This window comes from Blastococcus sp. SYSU DS0616, assembly GCF_054051015.1.
Genome location: NZ_JBJHAJ010000002.1, coordinates 1 through 24,950 on the forward strand (window position 1 = coordinate 1; position 24,950 = coordinate 24,950).

The window sequence follows — 24,950 nt, forward strand, 5'->3', positions numbered from 1 at the left end:
CCGAGCCCCCCCCACCCGCCCCCCCCCCCCCCCCCCCCCCCCCCCCCCCCCCCCCCCCCCCCCCCCCCCCCCCCCCCCCCCCCCCCCCCCCCCCCCCCCCCCCCCCCCCCCCCCCCCCCCCCCCCGCCGACCTGCCCTGGCTGGTCGAGGCGGGCGACGCCGACTTCGACGCCGTCGTGACGGAGAGCCCGCTGCCCGTCCTGGTGGACGTCTGGGCGCCGTGGTGCGGGCCCTGCCGCGCCGTCACCCCGGTCGTGGAGCAGCTCGCGCGGGACCGGGCGGGGCGGCTCAAGGTCACGAAGGTCAACGCCGACACCGCGCCCGGCGCGAGCTCCCGTCTCGGGGTGCGCGGCATCCCGACGCTGGCGCTCTTCACCGACGGCCAGGAGCGGTCACGGCTGGTGGGCGCCCAGCCCGCGACCACCATCCAGCGCTGGGTCGACCAGCAGCTGGACTCGACCCAACAGGATCGCTGAAGGAGGACCGATGACGACCATGATGCCGACGCCGCTGCGCCCGGCCGGGATGCCGGATGACCTGCGTCGACGTCGGCCTGCCGAGTACCGCCTCGCGCCGGCTGCCCGGGCCCCGCGGCATCGCGCGCCCCACGCACCGCGGCGGCGGGCCTGGAACGGGGTCAGGACGGCGGTCCTGCTCTCGGGCATGGCCGGGCTGCTGGTGCTGCTCGGGTCGCTCTTCGGCCGGACCGGCGCGGTGATCGGCCTGGTCCTCGGCGTGGCCACGGTCGCCGGGTCCTACTGGTTCTCCGACCGCGTGGCGCTGCGTTCCGCGGGCGCGGTCCCCGTCGGGCCCGCGAGCGCACCGATGCTGCACCGGATCGTGGGAGAGCTCTCCGCCGAGGCGGGGCTGCCGATGCCCCGCCTGTACGTGACGCCGGATCGGCAGCCGAACGCCTTCGCCACCGGACGCGATCCGGCGCATGCGGCGGTCGCCGTGACGCAGGGGCTGCTCGACCTGCTCACACCCGCGGAGCTGCGGGCCGTGCTCGCCCACGAGCTGGCCCACGTCCGGAACCGGGACACACTGCTCACCTCGGTGGCCGCGGCGCTGGCGACCGGTATCAGCTTCGTCGCCCAGCTCGCCGGGTGGTTGCCGTTCGCGGGCAGCTCGGAGGAGGACGAGGCACCCGGCCCACTGGCCGCCCTCGTCGCCTTCCTGGTCGCTCCGCTCGCCGCGCTCCTGCTCCAGCTGGCCCTGTCCCGCAGCCGGGAGTACGAGGCCGACCGCACGGGCGCCTGGCTGTGCCGTGACGGACGATCCCTGGCGACGGCGCTGGCGAAGATCGAGCGGGTGGCGCAGCGCCTGCCCATGGAGGTGCAGCCGGCCCAGGCGCCCAAGTACGTCGTCAACCCGCTGTCGGGCTCCCCTGGCCGATCGTTGTCGGCGCTGTTCATGACGCACCCGCCGACGGCCGAGCGGATCGCCCGGCTGACCGGGTGGTGACGCACCCGGCGGCCGCACGTCGCAGAGATCCCGACCGGACAGGCGGCGGAATCTACAGCGACCGCTACAGGTCCACCCGTACGTAGTGATCGACCAGTCCGAGAGGAGGACGACAGATGACGTTGCCAGTGCTGAATCGGGAGTCGGCTGCGGATCGGTGGGATCCCTTCCGGGAGCTGTTCGAGCTGCACGACCGCCTGGCCAGGGTGTGGGACGCCGACCCTCTCCGCGCCCTGGACCGCTGGGTCCCGTCCGCCGACCTCGAGGAGACCGACGACGCCTACGTCGTCGAGCTGGAGGTGCCGGGCCTCGCCCGTGACGACGTCGACGTCCAGCTCGACGACCGGGTCCTGACCGTCTCCGGGGAGATCCGGGAGAAGAAGCGCACCGGCATCCTGCACCGGCGCACGCGCAAGGTGGGCAAGTTCCACTACGCGGTGTCGCTGCCGGCGGAGGTGGACGACGAACACGTCGAGGCCTCGCTGCGGGACGGCGTCCTGACCATCCGGGTGCCGAAGTCCGCGCGGACCCGCCGTCGCCGCATCGAGATCACGCGCTGATCCGCAGCCGGCCCCGGGCCGCCGACGCAGGAGGGGCGACGGAGACCGGCGCGCCGGTGCCGGTCACGTCGCCTGCTGCTGCGTCCGCTGTGTCATCGCGGCGGTCCTCGCCTCGAGGGCGTGGACGACGGCGGCCATGTCCGCCGCCCCGTGCCCCAGCCCTTCCGCCTCCCCGTAGAGGGCATGGCAGACGTCGAGCAGCGGCACGGCGGCCCGGATGCGCCGAGCCGCGCCGGCCACCAGCTCGTTGTTCATCAGGACATCGGTGAGCGCCGCCTGGACGGCGAAGTCCCTCTCGACGAGCTTGGCCGCCTTCACCCTCGACACCTCGCTGGCCATGGGCCCGGCGTCGAGCACCTCACGGAGCTGGTGGATGTCGAGGCCGTGCACGTCAGCGAAGTGGAACGCCTCGGCGAGCCCCGTGACCTGCGTGATCAGGAAGAGGTTGACCGCCAGCTTCATGAGCAGCGCGTTCGGGACGTCCCCGCAGACGAACGTGCGGCGGCACATCGGCTCCAGCAGTGGCCGCACGCCCGCGACGACGCCGGCGTCGCCCGCCAGCATGCCGACCAGCTGCCCCGCCTCCGCGGGGAGGCGGGATCCGGAGACCGGCGCCTCGACGTACTCCCCGCCCGCCGCGCGGACGTCCGCGCCGAGAGCGGCGGAGTACTCGGGCGACGTCGTCCCCATGGCGACGACCACGCGTCCACCGACAGTAGTGGCGAAGTGCCCCGCACCGCGGCCGAGGACGTCGTCGACGGCGGCCGCGTTCGCCAGCATGAGGATCACGATCCGTGCTCGCCGGAAGACCTCCGCCGGGTCCGCCGCGACCGTGGCACCGGCAGCACGCAGCGGCTCCGTCCGGTCGGGGGAACGGTTCCAGACGACCAGCGGCGTGCCCGCCCGGGCGAGGTTCAGCGCCATCGGCTGACCCATGACACCCAGACCGATGAATCCGACGTCCACACGTCCTCCCCTGCGTCGTCGACCGGCGCCGCACCGCCGCCTGCCGGGCGGCGACCCAGCCCTGGTCACGGAAGGCGTCGGAGACAACGAACCGGGCCCGGTGCTCCACGTCCCCGGCCGCGCCGCCGGCGAGATGGCGTCCCGCTCCGCCTGCTCGCCGTCACCCTGACCTCCCGTGCCGAGGATCACCGAGGTGTGCCGGCGCGGACAAGGGCCAGGTCGGCCACGAAGGGCTGGAGGGCTGCCAGGAGCAGCCGCTTCTCGGCCAGGTGTCTCCGGACGTCGGGCGCGTCCGGAGGCCCGGTGGACATGTGGGCGCCTCAGCGTGCCGCGGTCCCTTGCCTGCTCACCGGCGGCTCGCCAGACTGCCGGCCATGGCACCCCGACCCGTCGTCGTCGGCACCGGTCCTCGGCACGTCCTCGCTCTGCACGGCTGGTTCGGGTCCGCCGCCGGGTGGGGGCCGTTCGCCGAGCTGTTCGACGGCGACCGGTACTCCGTCGCCCTCCTCGACTACCGGGGCTACGGCGCCCGCAGGGGGCAGACCGGTTCCTTCACGCTCGCCGAGATCGCCGCCGACGCCCTGGCCGCGGCCGATGAGCTGGGCTGGTCGGAGTTCGTCGTGATGGGGCATTCGATGGGCGGCACCGCGATGCAGCGTGTGCTGGCCGACGCGCCGGACCGCGTGCAGGGCCTCCTCGGCATCAGCCCGGTCCCCTCCACCGGGGTGCCGTTCGACGACCAGGGCTGGCAGCTGTTCAGCAGCGCCGCCGAGGATCGCGGCAGCCGGTACGCGATCATCGACCTGACCACCGGCAACCGGCTCTCCCCCACCTGGGTCGACCGGATGGTGCAGCACTCGCTCGACCAGTCCGACGTCGCGGCCTTCGGCGGCCACCTCGAGGCGTGGGCGCGCACCGACTTCTCCACCGAGGTGCGCGGCAACCCCGTCCCGGTGCTGGTCGTGGTCGGCGAGCACGACCCGGCCCTGGGCGCGCCCGTCATGCAGCAGACGTTCCTCGAGCAGTACCCGAACGCGGCCCTCGAGGTGCTGCCCAACGCGGGGCACTACGCCATGTTCGAGACGCCGGTCGCGCTGTTCACCTGCGCCGAGCGGTTCCTCGACGGGCTCCCGTGAGCTCCCCCGCGTGGAGCCCCTCGGCCGGGTCAGCGGACACGGTGGCGCTGGTCGACCCGGTCACCTACGAGACCGGCCCGCCGTTCGAGCTGCTGCGTCGGCTGCGGGCCGAGGCGCCCGTCGCCTGGGTGGACGAGCCCGCTCTGCACGGCCGGCCGGCCGGCACCGGGTTCTGGCTGGTCCTGCGGCACGGCGACGTCGAACGCGTGCTGCGCGACCCGGCGACCTACTCCTCCTGGCTCGGCGCCACGCAGGTCAGCGAGGCCCGTGACCTCGAGTGGGTCCGGCAGATGATGCTCAACATGGACCCGCCCGACCACACGCGGCTGCGGCGGCTGCTGACCCGCTCGTTCACCCCACGGGCCGTGGCGGCGCTGACCGACGCGATCGAGGCGACGGCGGCGCGGCTGGTCGACGACATGATCTCCGGCGCCGGCGAGGGCACCTGCGACTTCGCCAAGGACGTCGCGGCCGATCTGCCGTTGCTCGTCCTCGCCGAGGTGCTGGGTGTACCGGCCGAGGACCGCTGGTTGATGTTCGACTGGTCCAACCGGGTCATCGGCTGGCAGGACGCCGACTACGCCACGTCGGCGGCCTTCGACGGCAGTGGAGGCACCGCCATGGCCCGCGAGGCGCTGGCCCTGCGCCCGGCGCCCGCTGACGACGGGACCATGCCCGATCCGCGGACCCGGGCGGGCATGCCCGACCTGTACGCGTACGCGCGCCTGCTCGCCGAGCAGAAGCGGGAGACGCCCGGTGCCGACGTCATGTCGATCCTGCTGGCGCAGGTCGAGGAGGACGGCGGCCGGCTGACCGACGCGGAGTTCGAGAACATGTTCTGGCTGTTCGCGGTCGCCGGCAACGAAACCCTGCGCAACGGTCTGCCGGGGGGCCTGATCGCGCTGCTGCAGCACCCGGACCAGCTGGCCGCCGTCCGGGCGGACCCCTCGCTGCTCCCCGGCGCGGTCGACGAGATGCTGCGCTGGTGGACGCCGGTGATGGTCTTCCGCCGCACCGCCACGCGGGACGTCGAGCTCGCCGGCACCCGCATCCGAGCCGGGGACAAGGTCGTGGTCTCGTTCACCTCGGCGAACCGGGACGAGGCGGTCTTCCCGGATCCCGACCGGTTCGACGTCCGCCGCGCGCCCAACCCGCACCTCTCCTTCGGGCACGGACCGCACTTCTGCCTCGGCGGGCAGCTGGCGCGGGCGCAGATGCGGGCGCTCTTCGGTGAGCTGCTGCGCCGCACCGCGGTGCTGGAGCCGGCCGGACCGCCCGCGCTGCTGCGGTCCAGCTTCCAGCGCGGGGTCAAGCGGCTCCCGGTCCGCTGGGTGGCCGCCTGAGGAGGCGATGGCCTCGGCCTGGGCGAGCCGCGCGTCCGACCTCAGGACCCGCTGGTCCCCCGGCGCCGGACCCGTCGGTCGAAGCGGTCCTGGCTGCCGCCCAGCGGCCGGCCGAAGAACCTGCCGAGCACGACGCCGGCGGCGAGGGCCAACCCGATCGCCGCGGCCCCCACGAGCGCGTTCATCCCGCCCGAGACGTCGGCCTCCACGACGACCGCGAAGAGGCCCCGGTAGATCGCGAGCCCGGGCAGCAACGGGACGATGCCGCAGACCGCGAGGAGCAGGGGCGGGATCCGCAGCCGATCGGTCAACGCCCCACCGCAGAAGCCGACGACCACGGCCGCCGCAGCACTCGCCACTGCTGGGCCGGCACCGAACACGGCAGCCGTGGACGCCGTGGTCCACGTCAGCGCGCCGGCCACCGTGGCCACTCCGACGGCGAGCGGGCGGGCGTGCGACGCCACCGCCCAGAACCCGGCCATCCCGGCTGCGGCGGCCACCGCCACGGCGAACGGCACGGTGGACGTCGACGGTTCGAGCACGCGCAGCGGGAACTCCGCCCGCCGCGCCAGATCGAGGACTGCGGCGATACCGACGACGATGCCGGTCGTCAGCATCAGCACCTCGAAGGCCCGCGCCGCGGCGGTGACCGGGAAGCCGCTGATCGCGTCCTCGGCCGCGCCCACGAACGAGAGGCCTGCCAGGAGCACCACGATCCCGGCGGCGACGACCAACGAGGTGCGGACCTCGACCTCCCACGCGAGGAGGAGGACGGCCGCCCCGGTGGCCACCGCAGCTCCGGCCACCTGCTGGAAGAACATCGGGAGCCCACGCCGATCGAGTGCGCGGAGCGTCTGCTCGATGACGGCCGTGGTGACCGCCGCGACGAGCGCCACGAGCCAGCCACCGCCGAGCTGGAAGGCGACGCAGCCCGCCACCCCCGACCAGCCGAGTGCGTGGATGGGCCGACGGTAGGGGTGCGGCGCAGACAGGACGTCGTCCAACCGACGGTGCGCGTCCTTCAGGTCCAGACCCTCCGCCTGGATCGCTGACACCAGGTCGGTGATCCCCTGCAGCCGGGTGTAGTCCAGTCCACGGGGGCGCACGATGCGCATCAGCACGAGCGGGGGCACGTCGTCCGGGTCGTAGCTGATCGTGAGCGACGTGAAGGTGACGTCGACCTGGCAATCGGTCAGTCCGTAGGCCGCCGCCACACGGAGCACCGTGGCGGTCACGTCAGCCGCCGACGCCCCGACCGCCATCATCGACTCGCCGATGCGGAGGGCCAGACCGAGCGCCGAGCGCGCGGTGCCCGCGTCGACCCGGCTGGGCTGGGCGCGCAGTGCGAAGGGCGCCGTCGGCGGGCCGGAGCCGGCGATCGCCTTCCGCGCCTGGTCCGGCAGGCGGGCGATCCGCCACCTGCGGTCCCGGCTCGTGGGGGGCACGACGCCCAGGCTACGGAGTGGTGACGGGGAACGCGGCCGGCGACGACTGGACGGCTCGTGACCATCCGCACAGGCGGCAGGCCATCGACGCACACCGGTCCGGAGCTCCCACGCCTGACCCTGCGCACCGTGCGGGTGGGAGGCGCTCCGGGTGCCTCGCCCTCGATACGGGTTCGCGTCGGCGATCAGCGCACGCCCTGGCCTCACCTGCATGCGAGGCGTGCAGATCACCCGGTTCAGCGGTCCCGAGGTCGTCGACGTCGACGACGTCCCCCAGCCGAGTCGACGGTCAGGACAGGGCCGGTTCGTCCGGCTGGGTGCCGGCCGGGGCGACCCCGGCGAACCGGGCGGACAGCGTGCGGAAGGCCTCGGCGAGGGCCGGCGGGCTGACAGCGAGGACGTCGGTGTCATAGCGGGCGACGGCAGCGGCGATGCCGACCCAGGACCAGGCACCGAGCGTGAGCCGGCAGCGATCGGTGCCCAGTGACTCGACGAGGCCGTCGTGGGCGAACGGTGCCACCCGGGCGGCGGGGAGACCCAGTTCGACGGTGCCGGTGCACGGCCAGGTGTCCACACCGCCGGCGCTGCCCTGGAAGGTCCCGTTCACGAAGGCGGCGAGATCGCCCCCAGGCAGCACACGTGGGGTGAAGCGTGGGCCGGTCGGAATGCGGGGCGTGATCCGGTCGCAGCGGTAGGTCCGCCAGTCGGCTCGGTCGAGGTCGAAGGCGACGAGATACCAGCGGCCGTTCCGGATGACCAGGTGGTGCGGTTCGGCTCGCCGAGGCGGGACGACCTCCTCGCTCCCCCCGCCCGCACCCCCACCCGCAGCGGCGTAGTCGAACCGCACGATCTCGCGGGCGCGGATCGCTGCCGTCAGCGCCACCAGCACTGCCGGGTCCACCTCGGCGGTCGCGCCGCGGGCGACAGGGGTGACCTGGACGGCGTCGATCCGGTGCCGCAACCGCGCCGGCATCACCTGGCGGACGGTGGTCAGCGCACGGGCGGCGGCCTCGCTGACACCCGCGCCACTGGTGATGGCCAGTTGCAGGGCGACGGCGAGGGCCACGGCCTGGTCGTCGTCGAACAGCAGCGGCGGCAGGTCGGTGCCGGCGTCGAGGCGGTAGCCACCGTCCGGGCCCTTGAACGCCTGCACGGGATAACCGAGTTCGCGCAGCCGGTCGATGTCGCGGCGCACGGTGCGGGGGTGGACCCCGAGCCGCTCGGCCAGGGTGGCGCCGGGCCAGTCGCGGCGGGCCTGCAGCAGTGACAGCAGGGTCAGCAACCTGGACGAGGTGCCGTTCCTCTCGGGCATGCCCGTCACGTTGGCCACAGTAGAGGACTGAACCTGTCCGCTACCGCTGCCACGCTCCTCTCGTCGCCACCAAGGGGGTGGCGGGACACCGAGGAGCCGACATGAGCATCACCACGACCACGCACCTCAACTTCCGCGGCCAGGCCCGCGAGGCACTGGACTTCTACGCGTCGGTGTTCGGCGGTGAGGTCATGGCCTTCACCTTCGCCCAGGGCGGCGACGAGCGGGACGGCGCCGACGGCGCGGTGGCCGAGCAGGTCAAGTGGGGCGGCGTCCAGGCCCCCAACGGCTTCGCGATCATGGCTTTCGACGTGCCGCCCGCGCGGGCGTACGACCCCGGCACCGACGCCGTCTACGTCTCGGTGCGCGGCACCGACACCGAGGAGATCACCGGGTACTGGAAGGCGCTCACCGAGGGTGGGACCGTCCGCGCGGAGCTCGCCCCCGTCGGCTACGCACCGCTGTACGGGATGGTCACCGACCGCTTCGGCGTGACCTGGGTCCTCGACGTCCTCCCGCCCTACGAGGCCTGATCGCCACGCCGGGGGCCGTCGGCCTCCTCCCCCGGCATCCCGCTGCACGGCCTGCCCCGGACCGGGCGCAGAAGGCCGACCCGGTCGCCGCGTTCTCCCGAGTGGTGGCTGCTCTAGCCTCCGACCATGCGTGCTGTGCAGATCACCCGCTTCGGCGGTCCCGAGGTCCTGGACATGTCGACATCCCCGAGCCGGAGGCCGGTCCCGGGCAGAAGCTCTACGACGTCTCCGCCGCCGGCGTGAACTTCGCCGACACCCACCACGGCCTGTCGTAGCGGATACCTCTGACTCGGCGGGTAGTGAAACGTCCCCGCCTTCTCGTCCACCACCCCAAGTGCTCACAGGCCGAGCGGCAAGCCGGCCGACGTGGTGGCCGGAGTGTCCAACATGAGCCGCAGCCGACTCGCGTCCCAATCCGAACGAGCGGTGGCGCGTCCCGCGCGTTCGAGCACCGCCGGCAGCGCCGCTTCCAGTACCCGCGCGAGAAGGGGGTCCGACGCCGCTTGGAGGTACAGGTGCCGCAGCAGCCAGAAGGGGGCCGTCTGGACGTTCCAGCCGTGCTCGTGCTCTCGGAGCTCCGGCGTCCACCCGCGACCGGTCGCCGCGAGCAGGCAGGCTTGATCGGTCGCCTCCGCGTCGGGCGTTCGCGTCGTCAGCCTGGCCGCCACCCGAGTGAGTGCGTCGCTCCCCCAGCCCGGTTGATCCACGCCGCTCGCGGCCCAGGCCACGACCGCGCCGTACACCGCGTTCGGCATCACCCGCGGGTCTTCGAGGTGGACGGGAGGCGAGCCGACCTCGCGCAGGATCCTGCAGGCGCGCCCGACCTGCAGCCAATGGCTGTACTCGTCCAGGACGACCGTGGACTGGAGCCTGGACTGCAGGGCTCGTCCCAGGGCGCCTGCGACCCGCGGGACGCCGTCCGGCATCTCCACACGCAGGACGTCCAGCCACTCGCACAGGGAGCTCAGGGCGAGCGGGTTCCCCGTGCGCGCCACGTCGAGGTCGTGGAGCTCTTCGAGGATTTGGCGCGCGCCGGTCGGCTCGTCCAGCGCGGCGAGGGTGCGGGCGAGCGCGACCCCCTCCGCGACATCGGTGACCACGCCCTTCCGCAACCTCGTCCGTACCCGCGACACGGAGACCTGTCCGGCTGCAGCCGAACCCCAGCCGGCGTCCCACGCGGACAGCATGCGCAGGAGGGCGGTCAGAGGCCGCGGCCCCGTGTAGCGCGGCAGGGCCTGGACGCGCGCCCGGTAGACCTGCTCGATCCAATCACTCGAGGCCCCGCCACGCGTGATGCCGGCCCGGACCAGGTTCCGCACCGCAGCTGACTGGGCCACGGGATCCTGCAACTGCTGGATCTCCTGCCGGAACACGAACATCGCCTGCCGGTCACGTGCGACCTCCGCCAGCAGGTCGGCAGCAAGCTGTGGGCGGACGTCGTGGATGGCGCGGAGGAACTCGGGGGCCACAGTGGCCCCGTCGAACAGGGCATGCCGCAGACGCGCCACCAGAGCGCTCACGTGGCTGCCACCGATCATGCTTCGGCTCTCCGCAGCGTGCAGCAGGTCGAGCACCTCCCCCGCCGTGGGCCGGTGCAGGGCGGTCAGGTGTCGGACGGCGTGCGTGAACGCCTCCTGCCGGCGTCCGTACCGGAGCCGGTATGCCCACTGCTCCGCCCCGCGTGTCGCAGCGAGGATGTCCGCGCCCACCTCGGGGACGTCGGCGTCGGTGAGGGTCCGAGCCGCCTCGGCGCAGACCTCGAGCGCGGCGGCGGGACTGGACGACGTCAGACCTTCCACGAAGGGCTCGAGCTGCCACTGCTCCCGGAAGCGAGCGGGCAGCTCTGCATGCAGAGCGCGACCGAGCCGGTGGAACTGCGCTCTGGCATGCGCGGTCACTGCCGACGTCATGCCGGCGAGCAGGGCGTCCGGCGGGATCTGTGCGCGCATCCGGGAGACGGCTTCGGCACCCAGCTCCGGGTCCGTGGCCAGCCGCAGCGCGATCTCCGGCCCCCAGTGCTTCCGGCCACGCCGGACGGCGTCGATCACCACGGAGAGCGCGGCGTCGAGGATCTCACCCCGGTAGCTCGCCCGCGCGTCCCAGATCCCGCGGATCACGAAGTAGCTGACCGAGGTCCGGGGGTCGTACCGGATCAACGACCGGACCGTGTCCTCGGTCAGCGCTTCGGCGAGCTCGGTCGAGAACCCCCCGTCACCCGACCCGAACAGGTCGTCGACCGCACGGGTCGCCGACAGCAGGTGTCCGAGCCCCTTGGCGTCCCTGGCGTCCACAGCCCGCTTGGCGAGGATGGCGGCCAGCCGCTCCTCCGGGCGCTCCTGGAGAACCCTGTGCGCCGCGAAGACGTTCGTCCGGCTGATGGCTCGCAACAGCAGAGCAGCGTCCGCGGCACCTGCGCGACGACGCAGGACCTCACGGGCCTGGACCGGGAAGTGGACCCAGTTCGACAGCAACCACGTGGCGAGGGGAGGCGCCGCGTTGCGCAGCTCCTGCAGGGCCTGGGCCAGTTCGGCCGCGTGCGCGAACCTCATGGCTCTGTCGAGCGGGAGCTTGTACTGCTGGAGCAGCGTCTCCCATGTGCGCTCCGCACCGAACTGCTGTTGGAGGTGCAGCGCCTCGAACAGGACCCCGATGCCGTCGTCTCCGTGCGGCTCGTGCTCCAGCAACTGCTGGACCGAGCTCTCCTGATCGACCGGGTACAGGGCGACATCGGATTCGGCCCGCCGCGCGACCCGACGCTGGAGCTGGTCGACCCGCCGGACGAGGCGGTAGTCGTCCACGCGGACCGTGAGACCGGCGAGCACGTCGAGCGTTCGGTCGGCCAGGACCCGGGCGACCCCCTCGCGATTGAATCGCTCGAGCGCGACGAGCAACGAGAAGCGCTCATCCGGCCGACCGGCACCGACAGTGATCGCACTGTCCACGGCATCGACGAACCAGCCCTCGAGATCGTCGAGGTCGCCCCCGTCGAGCAGCGACTCGGCGTCATGGCAGGCGCGGATCAACGTGAGCAGCTGGGCCGGGGCGGGGTGCGGCGCCGTCCGGCTCAGGCGCCCCACCAACTGCTTGGCGAACTTCGCCGCCGCCTTCTCACTCATGAGGTCGATCAGCGACACCATCCGGGCGACGCTCATCAGCGGGGCGGACGCTGTCCACTCCGCCAGCGCATCGTCGTCGGAAGCCCCGCGCAGGAGCCGCCAGCACACCGTCTGGTTGAACAGTCGAACGCCCAGAAGGCGGTCGACCGCGGCGGGATCTCCGGCCGTCAGGAGGCGACCCAGCTCCGGGCCGAGCAGCGCCAGCAGCGCGTCCGTCAGTACCGGCCAGGTCAGCCGTCGTCGGGTCGCCGATGTCTCGCCTGCGTGCAGCAGCAGTACGGCGTGGCAGTCGTCAGCACTCATCAACCGCAGCGTCGAGGGCGCCCGCCCCGCCGTGACACCGAAGAGCTCACGGTCGGGGTCATCGACGAGGGCCAGGACGTCCTCCGGGACCTCGCCGAAGACAAGGCTCACCGCGGCCGCGACGGCGAGCGCGGCCTGTTCGGGGTCGGACAGCTGCGCGAACCGTTCGGAGCGCCCGGTGGAGGCGTCGGTGGCTCCGGCCATCAACTCGGTGAGCGTGCGCAGCTCGATGTGGGAGTCCGAGGCGATGGCCGCGAGCGCCGGCTCCGTGTCGAGGTCCTCGTCGTCCATCGCCAGGTCCGCGACGAACCGGCGACGAGCTTCGGCGCCGACGACCGCGGTGGCGACGAACGCGTCGTCGGTGTCCCAGTCCACGGGAGAGTTCTCCTCGTACTGCAGCACCCCGAGCACGACGATCTGCATCTTTAGGGCAACGAACCGCAGGACCTCCGAGGCGTTGCCCGCGCCGATCGGCTGCAGGTCCTCGAAGACCAACAGCGTCCGGCCGGCCCCCTTGCTCGCCGCCGACGTGGCCCCCGCCGCGTGGGTCGCGACCTCGAGGGCTGTGTAGCGATCCGGGAGTCCGCGGTCCGGTCCCGTCACCACCTGCACGTTCCACGGCCGTCGCGCACCGCTGAGGCTCGCAGCCAGCTGCCGGACGATCGCGCTCCGGCCGCTACGAGCGGTCCCGCCGAGAACCATGATCGACCCCGGCGCGGCGGTCAACGTGCAGTGGGCCTGCAGTTGGCGCACCTGACTCACTGGATGGTCCGGGATCGGTTGTCCCGCCGGTTGCCGTCCCCAGTCGACCAGGTGCCATCCCAGACGAGCCAGGTCCTGAGCATGGGCCTGGCGCTTCCAGCGCGCCCACTCCTCGCCCCAGACCAAGGTCGCCGCTCCGTCCAGGGTCAACGGCTCACGGAGCACCCGAGGCGGACCGTCGGCAGGCGAGTGGGCCCATCCCGTCGTCGTGGGCGCCAGAAAGTCGCGGCGGAGCGCCCGTGCCGTGGCTCGACACGAGTCCAGCCGGGCCGACTCCATCGGTCGGAAGCCGGCACCGGACGACTCCCCCGCGCTGAGCATCCCCGCCAGAGGCAGACCGGTGATCTCGCTCAGCCGCCAGAGGGCCAAGGGCAGGACGGTCGCTCCCGCCTCCAGCGGAATCCCCGGGGGCCAGGCGACGCCCAGCTCATCCGCCCGCTCGGCCGTCGTCAGCCGGTCCGGGAACGCCGAGAGCACGGTCCGTGCGGCGTCGACCGCTGCAGCTCCCACCGTCTCCGGCAGCGGCGTCCACCACGGTTCCCGGGCCGAGTCGCCCACCGTCAGGACGACGCAGTCCCCCGCGGGGACGTCGATCAGAACCTCGGGCCACTCGCTCGGGGCCCGGTCTCCCCCGGGCACCGAACTCACCGCCGGAGCCGCCTCGATGCGGTCGGCCAGCTCCCAGAGCGAATAGACCCCCTCGTCCGTGAACTGGCCGTCGGCCCAGAGGCCGGGTGGTTGCTCCTCCCCTACTAGGTCGCCGAGCCCCCTCAACGAGGGCTCGCCCCCCATCGCCCGTGCCGCGCTGAGGACGTCGTGTTGCGCGTCGCTGCCTGCAGGGGACGCATCCAGCAGGGGTCGGACGACCTGAGCGCAGAAGGCTCGGAGCGAGGGCCAGCCGGCGTCGCGCCGGCTCGGATCCGCGAGCAGCATGCGGGCCAGGACGACACCGGCGGTCAGCATGTCCGGGTGGACCCCTGGGTCGGAGGCGGGCTCATTCATGGCTGGTGCCCGCCACCGTTCCGCATCGGCTCGGTCGAACGGCCGGCTCCCACGCGCTTCATCGCCAGGACACCTGACTCCCTGGCCACGAGCACCACGTCCTCTCCGTGCAACGCGAGTCCCACGACGCCTTGATCCACAGGCACGATCGGCCCGACGGCGCCTCCCTCGAGGTCATGGACCGTCAGCCACCCGGGCTGTCCGTTCGGTCCTCCACCGATGATCGCCGTGGACCGGCCGACTGCGACGGCCCGGAGGGCGGTGGTCCCGTTCACCGCAGGGAGCGAGCCCCCTGGCGTGGTGCCGCGCAGGTGGAGCGCACCCGCGACGTCGAGGATCAGTGCCCGGTTCCCGTCCGAGGAGACCGCAGCCGCGAGCGGACGACGCGGCACCGGGAAGGGCGTCATCGATCGACTCGCGCCGTCCAGATCGAGACGGCGGAGGCGGCCCGATTCCGGTACGACCCAGACGACCGGTTCCTCGTCGTCCTCCGACATGCGGACGGCGAGGACGTCGGAGTCCAGCGTCGTCCAGCGGCGCAGTGGTCTGTCGGACCCCAGGTGGCCGGTCCACAGCTCGGTGCCCGAGGCCACCACGACACGACCTCGCGGATCCACCGCCACGAGCAGCGATGACCATGGCGCCGTGGGCCCGACGGTTGGCCGGGGCGTCAGGTGCGGCAGGTGCGTCGGCCCGGCCTCCCCGCGGCACGGGACAAGCCAGATCTCGTGTCGCCAGGTCGAGATCAGCGCGAGAGCGGTCCCCGCCACCACCGCCACCGCGACGTCACGGGGCGCCCCGGGGATCGAGACAGGACTCCGGGTCGGGGCTCCGTCCGTGGGATCCCAGAAGGCGACGGTGTCGTCGTCGTGCACCGCGACGACAGCGGCCTGCTCACACGGAGGGGTCGCGACCATGTGCACGAGCCGTCTCGGGAGCGACTGATCCGGCTGTACCCAGTCCACCGCGTAGTCGTGTCCGCCCAGTCGTGCGATCGGGGTCAGGCGACGGGCCCCGAACGCGGAGACCAGCGGATGGACCTGGAACCGCTGCGCGCCGATTCTCAGCAGCAGGGCGCGGTCCGCGGCGGATGCGTGCCGAGGGACGACTCGCCACGCGCTGGACCGTCGGGCTCGTTCGGCTCGATCGGCGGTCATGGTCTGCAGCGCTTGCGACACGAGAGCGGGCGGGGCGCCGAGCAGGAATGCCGGATCGTCGAGAAGCCGACCCGGGATGAGCCTCGAGGCGGCAGCCCTGGCGACGAGCGCCTGGATGCCGGGGTCGACCGTCGTCCAGTCCACCGCGTCCCACTTGGACACCTGGGGCAGGCGGCGCAGGAAGTCCTCGGGTTCCCTCTGGACGCCTCCGGTCGGGAGCTGGAAGCGCGCGCGCCATCGGGACGTGCCGTCGGCACCCGGCCGGTGTTCGACGAGCGACCGCAGCAGCCGTGCGGAGGTCACGACGTCGTGCTCCTCAACCGGTGGCCCCTCGGGGGCCGTGGCCGCCGCTGCCCACTCGACTGCGTCGAGGGCCACCCCCGCGTCGTAGGCGCAGAGCGCCGATAGCGACGAGACGACGGCTGCGCCCGCCCGGTGGTCGAGCGCTCCGGCAAGGCGACGATGCGCGACACGCCGGGCGGCCGCACCGATCACCCGGGACGCCCGAGCCACGTAGTCGTCGGCCTCGAGGCGGGCCGTGGACAGGACGGAGAGCTCGACGGCCACCTCGAACGTGTCCCCGGCCCGCTCGGCGAGGAGGTCGGCCATGCCCTCGTGGACGCCGCTGGGGGCATCCGGCAGCGCCAGCCGTACCTGGAGCCCGACGTAGTCGCGCACGTCCTGCGGCGGGCTCAGTTCCGGAGCGTCCAGGTCGAGCGTGGGCGGCGACTCCGCCGGCCACAGGGCCGAGGACGTGGGCAGGCCGACCACCAGGCGGACGCCTGCCACCGAGCCGATCGCGTCGAAGAAGTGCGTCCACGGCTCCGGTCCGTCAGCCTCGTCGAGGTCGTCGAGCACGATGGCCAGCGGCTTGGGCGCCGAGCGCAACACGTCGACCAATTCACCGGCGTCCTCAGAGGGGGCGAGCAGTCGCCTCAGGGCGCCGGTGACCTGACCGGGGTCACCGGTTGCTGCGGCGATCGTGACAGCCGGGGCGGGCCAGGCAGACCGCGCCTCGGCGGGCATGGCGCCACGCCCATCGGGGTGCGTGGTGAGGACCAGCTGTCCGAGCAGGGCACTCCGGCCGGAGCCCGGGCCGCCGGTCACCACTGCGATGCGGTTGCCGTCCTCTCCCACCAAGTGCTCCCGCAAGGCGTGCAGGGCAGGGACACGTCCGGTGAAGAAGAACCCTGGCAGGTCGGCCGACGCGACACCGCGCGCGCGGGCTGCCCACTCCGTGGGCAGCGGAAGGCGCGTCGGTCGAGTGGGCGTCTGGTGCCGCGGGTTCGGAAGGGCTCTGCACGGCTGGGCCGGATGTCCCCCGGTCAGCCACACGTTCTGGGAGGAGCCGAGCTCCCTGTCGACCCCGGCAGCCACGCGGCCTGGATCGAGGTGGGAGACCGTCCATGAGGGCACCGAGCGCGCGGCCAACCGTGCGGCGAAGCCGGTCGCGAACGCACCCTGCCGAGCCTCCTCCAGTCGGCGGCTCGCACCGATGCCCCAGAAGCCCATCCGGGCCGTGCGCGTGGTGGCCGTCCGCGCTTCCTGGAGAGCCGCATCGACACCCTGCTCTGCGTAGCAGGCATCGATGATCAGCAGCACCTCCCGGAGGTTCGTCCAGTTCTCGAGCCGTTGAATCAGCAGCCCCGGCGGGAACGGCGCCCGCTCGCCTTGCACGAGTCCGTACCGTCCCCCACCGATCCCATGTCCGGTGCAGTAGATGACCAGCGTCTCTGCCTCCGGGACGACGTCCCGCCACAGACCTTCCGCTAGCTCCTCGTGGCTGCGCTCCTCCTCGTCGAAGGGGAGGTGCTCGACGAGACCGAGGGACGCGAGCGCCCGGCGCATGGTCCGGAGCTCGTCCGGGACGCCGATCAGGTCGGTGTCACCGTCGCCGTACGTGCGGACTCCGGAGAGGCAGAAGAGCTGCCGTGCGCTCATCCCAACGACTTGTCGAGCGCTCGAGCGGTACGGAGGTTCATCAGATAGCTCGTCGCCGCGTGCGCCGTCCGGCGGGGATTGTCACAGGAAAGGTCGTGGATGCGGGAGTCGATGAGCGGAGCCAGGCACTTCACCATCGCGACCGCGTCCTGTCTCGCTGCGACGTTCGTCCACACGGGCACCCCTCCCGGCCAACCGGGCCGCCTGTCCGCTGGCGCCAGCCGCCGCCGGATCGCCGCGAGTCCCAGAGGTGACCCGATGGTGAGCAGATGCGGCGGATCGTCCAGCTGGTGCGCGCGGAGCCACTCGTAGGCGATGACACTGCCGAGCGAATGCCCGATCACCACACGTGGCAGCCGCTCCATGGCGGTGGCCACCTCGTCGTTCACGCGCCCGCGGAGCTCGTCGTCGGTCAGGTAGCGCCGGACCTGCTTGACGAAGGAGATGAGGAGACCGTCCCGGCCTTCGAAGAGGCCGCTCCGTTCGATGCGGACCAGTGAGCGCTGCACGGTTCGAGGCAGGTACGCCTTGGTCTCGGCGGCGGATCCGGCGTCGGATTCTTCGTCGCTCACAGCGTCAGCGATGGCGGTCAGGAGTTCCGTCTCGAAGCCGGGCTCGACGTCGGCTGAGGAGTACTGGGGACCTGCGCCGGCCTTGCCGTCGTTGTACTCGTGCCCGTAGAAGGCGCACTCCAAGGTGAGCGACCCGGCGTGACGACTCCGGATGTTGCTCAGGCCCTCCACCAGGGCCTCGTGCCAGCTCTGACTCATCGCCCCCCGGGATGCGCGATGCATGCCGATCCCGTGAATGGCGACGACGTCGACCATCCGCCCCCCCCAGCGTCGATCCAGCCTGGGCAGACTATGGCGACGACTGACAGATGTCGACTGAACGACCGACCCCGGCCCGTGCAGCATTGTTGACCAGCTGTCCGTCCGGTTCACGGACCACCTCGGGCGCAGCGTCGGCTTCCATGAGCTGCCGAGATGTGGGATGCCGTGCTGCATGTGGTCAGTCACTGGGGTGAGAATCCTGCTGCCGATCATCAGTAGTCGTAGCCGTTGCGCCTCTGGGAGGCTGGTGACGGACAGGGTGAGCACCAGGCAGCACCCAACGGCTGCCCAGGGCAGGCGGCCCAGTGGAGCAGCATGTCCCAGCTGATCTCGCCCCAACTCAAGGGACTTCGCGCCTGGGCCAGCCTCATTGCGCCACGCGCTTCGTCCGCTGCGCGAGGCTCTGGCGGCACTCCAACGCCTCCGGGAAGTCTTCTAAGCGCAGAAGATCTCCGGCGAGCTCCGCCAGCAGCGCCTTGACCTCGGCCGGGGTGGCGTGGAAAGGCTCCCGTCGCGGGTTGACCGCGTGGACACGCTTCGCGACGAGACGCTGGTGCAAGGTCGTCTCGATGCCTACGGCGTCCTGCGAGAAGAATAGGGCGTGGACGTCGTACCGGAATGAGACCGAGGCGTCGCCCAGTTCGCGGACGCGGTCGAGGGGGTCGAGCCGCCGGGTCATACCGACCTTCACCATTTCGTCGCCGAACGCGCCAACCGTGAGCCGCACCAGCACGTCCGCATCGCAGCCGCACTTCGAGCCTGGCTCAAGGGCCGCGAGCCGGGTATGGCTGATCGCCGCCGCGGGCGACGACGACGCTTCTCATCCGGTTTCACCTTCCACGAGTACTAGAAGAGCGAAGCTCCATCGGCGGCCAACCAGGCCCGATCGGCCGGTGGAACGCCCGCGCTCGGCGCGGTCTCGAACGATGCAGGACGAACCTGCGCGGCCAAGCTCTAGCCTCGCTTCCATGCGCGCTGTCCAGATCACCCGCTTCGGCGGCCCAGAAGTGCTCGACATCGTCGACCTCCCTGACCCTGTGCCTGGCGAAGGCCAGAAGCTCTACGACGTCTCCGCCGCCGGCGTGAACTTCGCCGACACCCACCACCGGCTGCCTCGCAACTGACCTGAACGACCCCGCATGCGCGATACAGCCCGCGCGCATCCGCCATCGACGGGCGCCGCCCCTGCCGCTTCCCGAGACATTTTCCGGCGCCACGGAGGCATCGGGCGGCGACCGCGCGTCCCGTTGTTCCGAGCACCCAGGGCCGGCACGGGTCAGGTGCGCATCCGCGTCGTCGCGACGACGTGCAGGTCGGCGATTCGTCCACCCGGAGAACGGGCCGGCCGGTGGAACGGCGCTCATCCGAGCGACCTCGGGCGGACCGTCACACGCACGCACCATGCAGATCCCGCGGGACGAGCCCCGACGCGGTGTGGGGCAGGGCAAGCTGACCCCGTGCAGCACATCGGGATCGACCTCGCCTGGGGGCTCAAGCAACCCACCGGCCTCGCCGTGCTGGACGACGCCGGCCGGCTGGTGCACGTCAGCGCGGTGCGCACCGACGAGCAGATCGAGACCGCGCTGGCCCCGTTCACCGCCGGCCCGTGCATCGTGGCGATCGACGCCCCGCTGGTGGTCACCAACGCCACCGGGAACCGGGCCGCCGAGCGGGCGCTCAACGCCGACTTCGCGAGGTTCCAGGCCGGGGCGCACCCGACGAACACCGGCAAACCCGAGTTCACCGATGGTGACACCCGCGGTGGGCGGATCGGCCGGCGCCTGCGGCTGGACCTCGACCCCCGCTCGGGCCGCGACCGCCGGGCGATCGAGGTGTACCCGCACGCGGCGACGGTGGCGCTGTTCCGGCTGGGCCGCACGCTGAAGTACAAGAACAAGCCGGGCCGGGTGCTCGAGGAGATGCGTGCGGAGCTGCTGCTACTCGTCGACCTGCTGGGCGCGGTGGTGGAGCTCGACCTCGGTGCACGGTTCGCCGCGCTGCGCCAGCAGGTGCAGTCCGCCACCCGCAAGAGCGAGCTGCGGGTGGCGGAGGACCAGGTCGACGCCGTGGTGTGCGCCTACGTGGGATGGATCGCCGTCCGGCGCCCGGACGAGGTGACCACCTACGGGGACGCGGCCGGCGGCGCCATCGTGACCCCGACCTTGCCGCCGGACCTGAAGCCCGGCCCCCGGGTTGCCGCACCCCTGCGCGACCCGGTGCAGCAGGCCATCCAGGCGTACGCCGACGGCCGGCCCGAGACCCTGGTCGCCGGGGCGCAGGCGCTCGCGCTCGTCACCGGGTTGCTCGATGACGCCGGGATCAACTACCTGTCGGTGACCGGGCGGACCAAGACCGTCGCCTCGTTCGCGGAGAAGGCGGCGCGCACGGTCGATGGCGTGCCTGCCTATCCGGACCCGGCGCGGGACATCACCGACCAGATCGGCGTGCGGGTGATCACCTACGTGCAGAGCGACGTGGAGGCGGTCGCCGAGCTGTTGGCCGCGCAGGTGCGGGTGATCGACGACCGCGACATGGGTCGGCGGACCGCGCAGCAGGGCCGGTTCGGTTACTCCAGCCGGCACCTGCTGATCGGCCTGGACCCGGGTCGGGCGGCCGAGCTGCCGGAGCTGGTCGGGCGCGTGGTGCAGGTCCAGGTGCGGACGGTGCTGCAGCACGCGTGGGCCGAGTTCGAGCACGACATCCGCTACAAGGGCACGGTGCCGGACGAGCACGCCTCCGAGTTCGACCGCCGGTTCACCCTGGCCGCCGGGCTGCTGGAGCTGGCCGACCAGCAGTTCACCGCGATCCGCGAGCGCCTCCGGGCACCGGTTCCCGGCGACGAGGCCGACGCCGACCCCGACGACCCTCGGATCGCGCCCCGGGAGCTGGCTGCGTTCCTGGCCGGGCAGTACGCCGACGCCGGCTGGTCGCGCCCGGATCACTACACCTGGATCTCCGGCCTGCTGCTGGAGCTGGGCGTGACCAGCCTGGTGGAGCTGGGCGAGGTGCTCCGCGGCGCCGACGACAGCGGCATCACCGCCCGGATGGACTACCGCTATCCCCCGGGTGCCGTGCGTCGGCTGGACGACACGCTGCTGGCCGGTTTCGGGCAGCGGTACGTGGACCTGCACGGCAACGCCGACCGGCGGACCGCGTTGACCACCCGGCTACAGCGGCTCACCGGCAGCTGACCACCGCGCCGCGGCCGAGCACCCGGCAAGCGACGGGACTGGCCGGAACGACGACCGGGGGTGAGCAGGTCATAGCCTCACCCCCATGCGCGCAGTCCAGATCACCGAGTTCGGTGGCCCCCAGGTCCTCGACGTTGTCGACCTGCCGGATCCCACCCCAGGGCCTGGTCAGCAGCTCTACGAGGTGAGCTCCGCCGGAGTCAACTTTGCCGACACCCCACCACCACCTGTCGTGAGAGCCGGCTGAGCGCCCCTCGCCGATCACCGACCGGCCGTCGGCTCGGAACCCGTTGACGACAGGAGCGGCTGGTGCGCTGGTCCCTATCGCGATAACCCACGCGAACATCGACCTCGGCATCGGCTGGACTCGTCGGGCGACTTCCTTCCGCACGAGCATCCCTCCCGTAGAGGGGGCGCGTCTCGGACAACGTATCCGCCAATGCAGAGGTTCTGTCAACGGAACGTAGTTTTTTGGCTACTGTCAGTTTGCGAGCCTCCGCGCTTCCGCCCACACTGGAGGCATGCTGAAGCCGGTCCTGCGCCAGGTGCTCCCCGCTCTGCAAGGCGCCACTCCGGTCGCCTTCCCCGGCCTCGGAGACCCGCTGGTCCGTCTCGTGGTCCTCCAGGGAGGTGCCTGCGCAGCGACGGACTGTCTCCGCCCGTTGGACGAGAGCGCCAAGATCGGGTGGGACATGGACCACACGCGTATCGCCGGGGTCTACTGCCACGGATGCGTGCGGCGCCGCCGACCGTTGGGTCCTCCCCCGGTCGAACAAGCACCGCCGCTGCTGCGACTGCAACTGACGTTGGGGCCGCCGCCGAGGTGGGACCGTGCTGTGACAGCCACCGACCGCCGAGCGCTGCGACGCAAGGCCTTCGACGTTTTCCGGAATGCGCTGGACGCCCTCTGGGTGGAACAGGGCGGATGTGCGTTGGACGATCCCGAGCTCAATCCGCACTCTGCCACGGTGCCCCGAATGATCTACCCCGACCATGATCATCGTGATGCCTTCGGGCTCCTGCGTGGTCTGCTCTGTCAGTCCTGCAACTCCCGTGAGGGCGGACTCGAGTGGCCGGAGAACAAGGGGATGCGGATCTTGATCGACCGATACCGGAAACAGCCGCCAGCGCAGCAGTTCGTCGTGACCCGGGGATTCACGTACAAGTACGTGACTGCCTGGTCCGGATATGAACACAATCGCGATCTGGAGCGACGGGCCGCCAGCTAGGCTCGTGCTGTATCGCCGATCCACCACGACGACGAGGCGCACCTCCGTGGACTACGAGACGTACCTCCAACAGATCGACCGGGCGGCCGAGGCGACCGGTGGCACGGCGGTGTCTCTCGCAGGCGGCTACTTTGGAGTTCAGCTGGTCGCCGACGGAACGAACGTGCTTCTCGCCCTGGACCTTGACTCGGACCTGGGTTGGGTCGCATGGGCTGAGGACCAGTACGGAGAGCGTTGCTGCGACTTCGGCGAGGAAGTCCTCGGTTCGTACGCATTCGATCAGCTGCGGGCCAGGGCTCTTTCAGCCGTCGCCGGTCACGTGCACCGCTGACTTCGCGGGCGCGTCCGCACCTGGACTATCTCTGGTGCAGAGACGTCTCCTAGGAAGCCTGGCGTGCACAGTCGACCGGCCACCCCCATGAGGCCCTACCGGTCAGTCCTACTTCAAGCTCTTCTGACGTACGAGCCCTGCGATCTGGTCGGCCGCGACCCCAGGATCGTCGTGCTCCCACACGGTGATCACCTCCCAGCCGGCTTCCTCCAGGTGATGACGGGTCAGCTCATCCCTCTTCACGTTGGCCGTGAGCTTCTCTGCCCACCAGGCCGCATTGGCTCGTGGCTGAGTGCCGTGAACGGGACAGGCGTGCCAGAAGCAGCCGTGAACGAACACGGCGACCTTCGCCTTGACGAAGACGATGTCTGCCCGTTGCCGCAATCCAGGCAAGACCTTGTAGTCGATGCGGTAACGCAGTCCCTTGGCGAACAGGAACTTTCGCAGCGCGATCTCGGGCGTGGTGTCTCTCCGAGCCTGCCGTCTCATCCGAGCGAGCGCCGCGGCTGACGATGCTGGCGGTCCGTCAGCCATGACCCCGGATCCGACGCCGATGCCGACGGGCCAGCCTCATCTCACACCGTCGAGGCTGTGAAGTACCCGTGCTCACCGAAGAGCGCCTTGCGGCTCAGGTGCATGTTGAACGCTCGGCACGAGGGTTCGCCGACGTGCAGGCAGGCGCTGCATGCACCTGCCCCGCGACTGCACCCCGGGTCAAGTGGGCAGCGAGACTCGCTACGGACCACGGAGGTCAACAAGTCGTCGAGGTCCGTCTCGAATACGGCCTGCAGTCCGCCGAGGACGAAGTCGCCCTTCGCGGCTGCGTACATGAAGAAGCCAAGGTGCGTCGGCACCAGGTACTCGCTGAGAGCGTCCCGGTCGATGCCGGCGAAGACGGCGGTCTGCCGGAGGAAGCGGTGGGCGACGCTGTGGACGAGCTCGAAGACGTCTCCGCCAACGGTCGGCTGCGTACGAGGGTCGCCCGGCAGCGGCATGCGGGTGGCCCGAAGCAGTTCAGCGCGAGCGGCCGCGGGACCCGCGCTCGCGTCGAAGCCGGGCAGGTGGTGACCGCGCTGCAGCAGCCACGCGGCCACCCGTACCGGATCGAGCCTGAGGAGATAGGCCTCCGTTTCGGCGAGGTCGCCATGGAGCCTGTATCCGTTCCCGCGGCGGGAGCGGAACGGAACCAGGTGCGTCGCCCCGGCCTCACCCCCTCCTCGCGTGTAGCCGTACATGATGTTGAGGACGGGAAAGCGCTCGATCAGTTCGACGTCCACGAGACCGGCCGCCCTGAGTGCGGCCGGATAGTCGTCGGCATAGCGACGAGCGAGAACGCTGTCGACGGGGGCTCCGACGAGATCGCCGGTGGTTATGCGCGACTCGGACAACGCCGTTGCGATGTCGAGGGCCTCGTTCTCGGCCTCGGCGCGCTGAGCATCGTCCAGGCCGGTGACGGACTCCGGTGCGTCGTCCGCTGCCAGCTGTCCTCCGGCCTCGGCTAGGTCAGCTGCCTGCTGAGCGAACGTCTCGTCGAAGTTGTCCCTGAGCAGCTTCGCGATGAAAGCCTCGCGAGTCGGGCGGCCCTGCATCGTCTCGGGGCTCCGAGCGGTCATGCCCTCGACCACCCACTCCAGGGACTTGCGGGCGCCCCCGACCGCGAGGAGCTCCCGCATGCGCTCGGGGCGTGGCGGGTTGACGAGCACGGCGCCGCGAGGTGCGTAGACGCTGCGTGCCTTGTGGACATTCCAGGAGACGGCGCCCTGTCCACATCCAGGGCACGAACGATTGAATCCCAGGCCCCGCATGAGCTCCTGCTGGCACGTGGGGCAGACGAACCGGATGTCGGATGCCTTGGCGCTGCGAGGGGCGACGAGCTTGACGTCGTCGTGGGCAGGACATCGCCGGATGAAGGGCTCGACGACTGCCCCACAGGAGTGGAATCCGACGAAGTGCAACTGCCCCCACCTCTGGGCGCCGCACTTGCAGGGGCGGTCGGCGCGCTTGCCGATGCGCTTGCAAGTGTCACAGACCCAGACGTTGGGATACCGCTCGACGGTGACCCCGCGACGCTCGTCGAGTTCGACGACCTCTATTCGCGCGCCGCTGCGGAGGTCCGCGGCGACTCCGTTGTCGAGGCCGGCCTGCTCCCACGGCCGCACCTCTCGGAGGAGACGGCGGCGGATGACATCGGGATCGACCGCCAGCGGCTGAGCGCTGGTCCACTCGACGACGCGGTAGATGCCTCGACGTAGGTCGGCGGTCTGCTGGGGCAGGAAGGTGCGAAGGATCTGCGATCCGGATCGCGTTCCCAAGTCGGTCATGATCG

20 protein-coding genes are annotated in these 24,950 nt (G+C 71.7%); 10 read left to right on the forward strand and 10 right to left on the reverse strand.

Features of this window, described 5'->3' with window-relative positions; translation table 11 throughout:
- Positions 1 to 140 precede the first annotated feature (140 nt).
- From trxA to ACI79K_RS01680, 3 genes are all read left to right on the forward strand, one after another.
- Positions 141 to 476, forward strand: a complete 336-nt coding sequence (gene trxA, locus ACI79K_RS01670) for a thioredoxin (protein ID WP_456598882.1) — start codon at positions 141 to 143, stop codon at positions 474 to 476.
- A 10-nt stretch (positions 477 to 486) separates the two neighbouring features.
- The gene (locus ACI79K_RS01675; protein WP_456590377.1) at positions 487 to 1,464 is read left to right on the forward strand and encodes a M48 family metalloprotease; all 978 of its coding nucleotides are present in this window, start codon (positions 487 to 489) and stop codon (positions 1,462 to 1,464) included.
- A 116-nt stretch (positions 1,465 to 1,580) separates the two neighbouring features.
- Positions 1,581 to 2,024, forward strand: a complete 444-nt coding sequence (locus tag ACI79K_RS01680; RefSeq protein WP_456598776.1) for an Hsp20/alpha crystallin family protein — start codon at positions 1,581 to 1,583, stop codon at positions 2,022 to 2,024.
- A 63-nt stretch (positions 2,025 to 2,087) separates the two neighbouring features.
- On the opposite strand, the gene ACI79K_RS01685 is transcribed toward ACI79K_RS01680, so the two are convergent.
- Together ACI79K_RS01685 and ACI79K_RS01690 are read right to left on the reverse strand one after the other, a co-directional pair.
- A complete protein-coding gene (locus tag ACI79K_RS01685; RefSeq protein ID WP_456598777.1) occupies positions 2,088 to 2,990 on the reverse strand; it encodes an NAD(P)-dependent oxidoreductase in 903 nt (300 codons plus the stop codon).
- Between the two features lie 185 nt (positions 2,991 to 3,175).
- The gene (locus ACI79K_RS01690; RefSeq protein WP_456598778.1) at positions 3,176 to 3,301 is read right to left on the reverse strand and encodes a hypothetical protein; all 126 of its coding nucleotides are present in this window, start codon (positions 3,299 to 3,301) and stop codon (positions 3,176 to 3,178) included.
- Between the two features lie 63 nt (positions 3,302 to 3,364).
- Here ACI79K_RS01690 and ACI79K_RS01695 point away from each other — a divergent pair, with 63 nt between their 5' ends.
- Together ACI79K_RS01695 and ACI79K_RS01700 are read left to right on the forward strand one after the other, a co-directional pair.
- Positions 3,365 to 4,126 (forward strand): alpha/beta fold hydrolase, encoded by a 762-nt coding sequence (locus ACI79K_RS01695; RefSeq protein WP_456598779.1) that lies wholly within the window; start codon positions 3,365 to 3,367, stop codon positions 4,124 to 4,126.
- A complete protein-coding gene (locus tag ACI79K_RS01700; RefSeq protein WP_456598780.1) occupies positions 4,123 to 5,469 on the forward strand; it encodes a cytochrome P450 in 1,347 nt (448 codons plus the stop codon). Before ACI79K_RS01695 ends, ACI79K_RS01700 begins: the two co-directional genes overlap by 4 nt.
- Before the next feature lie 41 nt (positions 5,470 to 5,510).
- Here ACI79K_RS01700 and ACI79K_RS01705 read toward each other — a convergent pair whose 3' ends face one another.
- Positions 5,511 to 6,914, reverse strand: a complete 1,404-nt coding sequence (locus tag ACI79K_RS01705) for a threonine/serine ThrE exporter family protein (protein WP_456590372.1) — start codon at positions 6,912 to 6,914, stop codon at positions 5,511 to 5,513.
- A 289-nt stretch (positions 6,915 to 7,203) separates the two neighbouring features.
- On the reverse strand, positions 7,204 to 8,226 hold the full coding sequence (locus ACI79K_RS01710; protein ID WP_456598781.1) for a helix-turn-helix transcriptional regulator: 1,023 nt from the start codon (positions 8,224 to 8,226) through the stop codon (positions 7,204 to 7,206).
- 101 nt (positions 8,227 to 8,327) lie between these two features.
- Between ACI79K_RS01710 and ACI79K_RS01715 the strand changes: the two genes are divergently transcribed.
- Entirely contained in the window at positions 8,328 to 8,759 is a 432-nt protein-coding gene (locus ACI79K_RS01715) for a VOC family protein (protein ID WP_456590370.1), read from the forward strand.
- 338 nt (positions 8,760 to 9,097) lie between these two features.
- Here ACI79K_RS01715 and ACI79K_RS01720 read toward each other — a convergent pair whose 3' ends face one another.
- The 4 genes from ACI79K_RS01720 to ACI79K_RS01735 all read right to left on the reverse strand — a co-directional run bounded on the left by ACI79K_RS01720 (position 9,098) and on the right by ACI79K_RS01735 (position 18,606).
- Positions 9,098 to 13,066 (reverse strand): hypothetical protein, encoded by a 3,969-nt coding sequence (locus tag ACI79K_RS01720; RefSeq protein ID WP_456598782.1) that lies wholly within the window; start codon positions 13,064 to 13,066, stop codon positions 9,098 to 9,100.
- 872 nt (positions 13,067 to 13,938) lie between these two features.
- Complete coding sequence (locus ACI79K_RS01725) at positions 13,939 to 17,040, reverse strand: hypothetical protein (RefSeq protein WP_456598783.1); 3,102 nt, start codon at positions 17,038 to 17,040, stop codon at positions 13,939 to 13,941.
- Entirely contained in the window at positions 17,037 to 17,867 is an 831-nt protein-coding gene (locus ACI79K_RS01730) for a hypothetical protein (RefSeq protein WP_456598784.1), read from the reverse strand. The genes ACI79K_RS01725 and ACI79K_RS01730 overlap by 4 nt, the downstream gene beginning before the upstream one ends.
- 373 nt (positions 17,868 to 18,240) lie before the next feature.
- Positions 18,241 to 18,606 carry a GIY-YIG nuclease family protein gene (locus ACI79K_RS01735; RefSeq protein ID WP_456598785.1) on the reverse strand — a complete coding sequence of 122 codons (366 nt, stop codon included), beginning with the start codon at positions 18,604 to 18,606 and terminating at the stop codon, positions 18,241 to 18,243.
- Positions 18,607 to 18,841: 235 nt separating this feature from the next.
- On the opposite strand from ACI79K_RS01735, the gene ACI79K_RS01740 reads away from it, so the two are divergent.
- The 4 genes from ACI79K_RS01740 (at position 18,842) to ACI79K_RS01755 (ending at position 22,624) form a co-directional block, all read left to right on the forward strand.
- Entirely contained in the window at positions 18,842 to 18,997 is a 156-nt protein-coding gene (locus ACI79K_RS01740) for a Zn-dependent oxidoreductase (RefSeq protein WP_456598786.1), read from the forward strand.
- Positions 18,998 to 19,330: 333 nt separating this feature from the next.
- Positions 19,331 to 21,064, forward strand: a complete 1,734-nt coding sequence (locus tag ACI79K_RS01745) for a DUF429 domain-containing protein (protein ID WP_456598787.1) — start codon at positions 19,331 to 19,333, stop codon at positions 21,062 to 21,064.
- A gap of 521 nt (positions 21,065 to 21,585) precedes the next feature.
- Complete coding sequence (locus tag ACI79K_RS01750) at positions 21,586 to 22,293, forward strand: endonuclease domain-containing protein (protein ID WP_456598788.1); 708 nt, start codon at positions 21,586 to 21,588, stop codon at positions 22,291 to 22,293.
- Between the two features lie 46 nt (positions 22,294 to 22,339).
- On the forward strand, positions 22,340 to 22,624 hold the full coding sequence (locus ACI79K_RS01755) for a hypothetical protein (protein ID WP_456598789.1): 285 nt from the start codon (positions 22,340 to 22,342) through the stop codon (positions 22,622 to 22,624).
- Between the two features lie 108 nt (positions 22,625 to 22,732).
- Here ACI79K_RS01755 and ACI79K_RS01760 read toward each other — a convergent pair whose 3' ends face one another.
- Entirely contained in the window at positions 22,733 to 23,158 is a 426-nt protein-coding gene (locus ACI79K_RS01760; RefSeq protein WP_456598790.1) for a very short patch repair endonuclease, read from the reverse strand.
- 41 nt (positions 23,159 to 23,199) lie between these two features.
- Positions 23,200 to 24,945, reverse strand: a complete 1,746-nt coding sequence (locus ACI79K_RS01765; RefSeq protein ID WP_456598791.1) for a hypothetical protein — start codon at positions 24,943 to 24,945, stop codon at positions 23,200 to 23,202.
- Between the last annotated feature and the right edge of the window lie 5 nt (positions 24,946 to 24,950).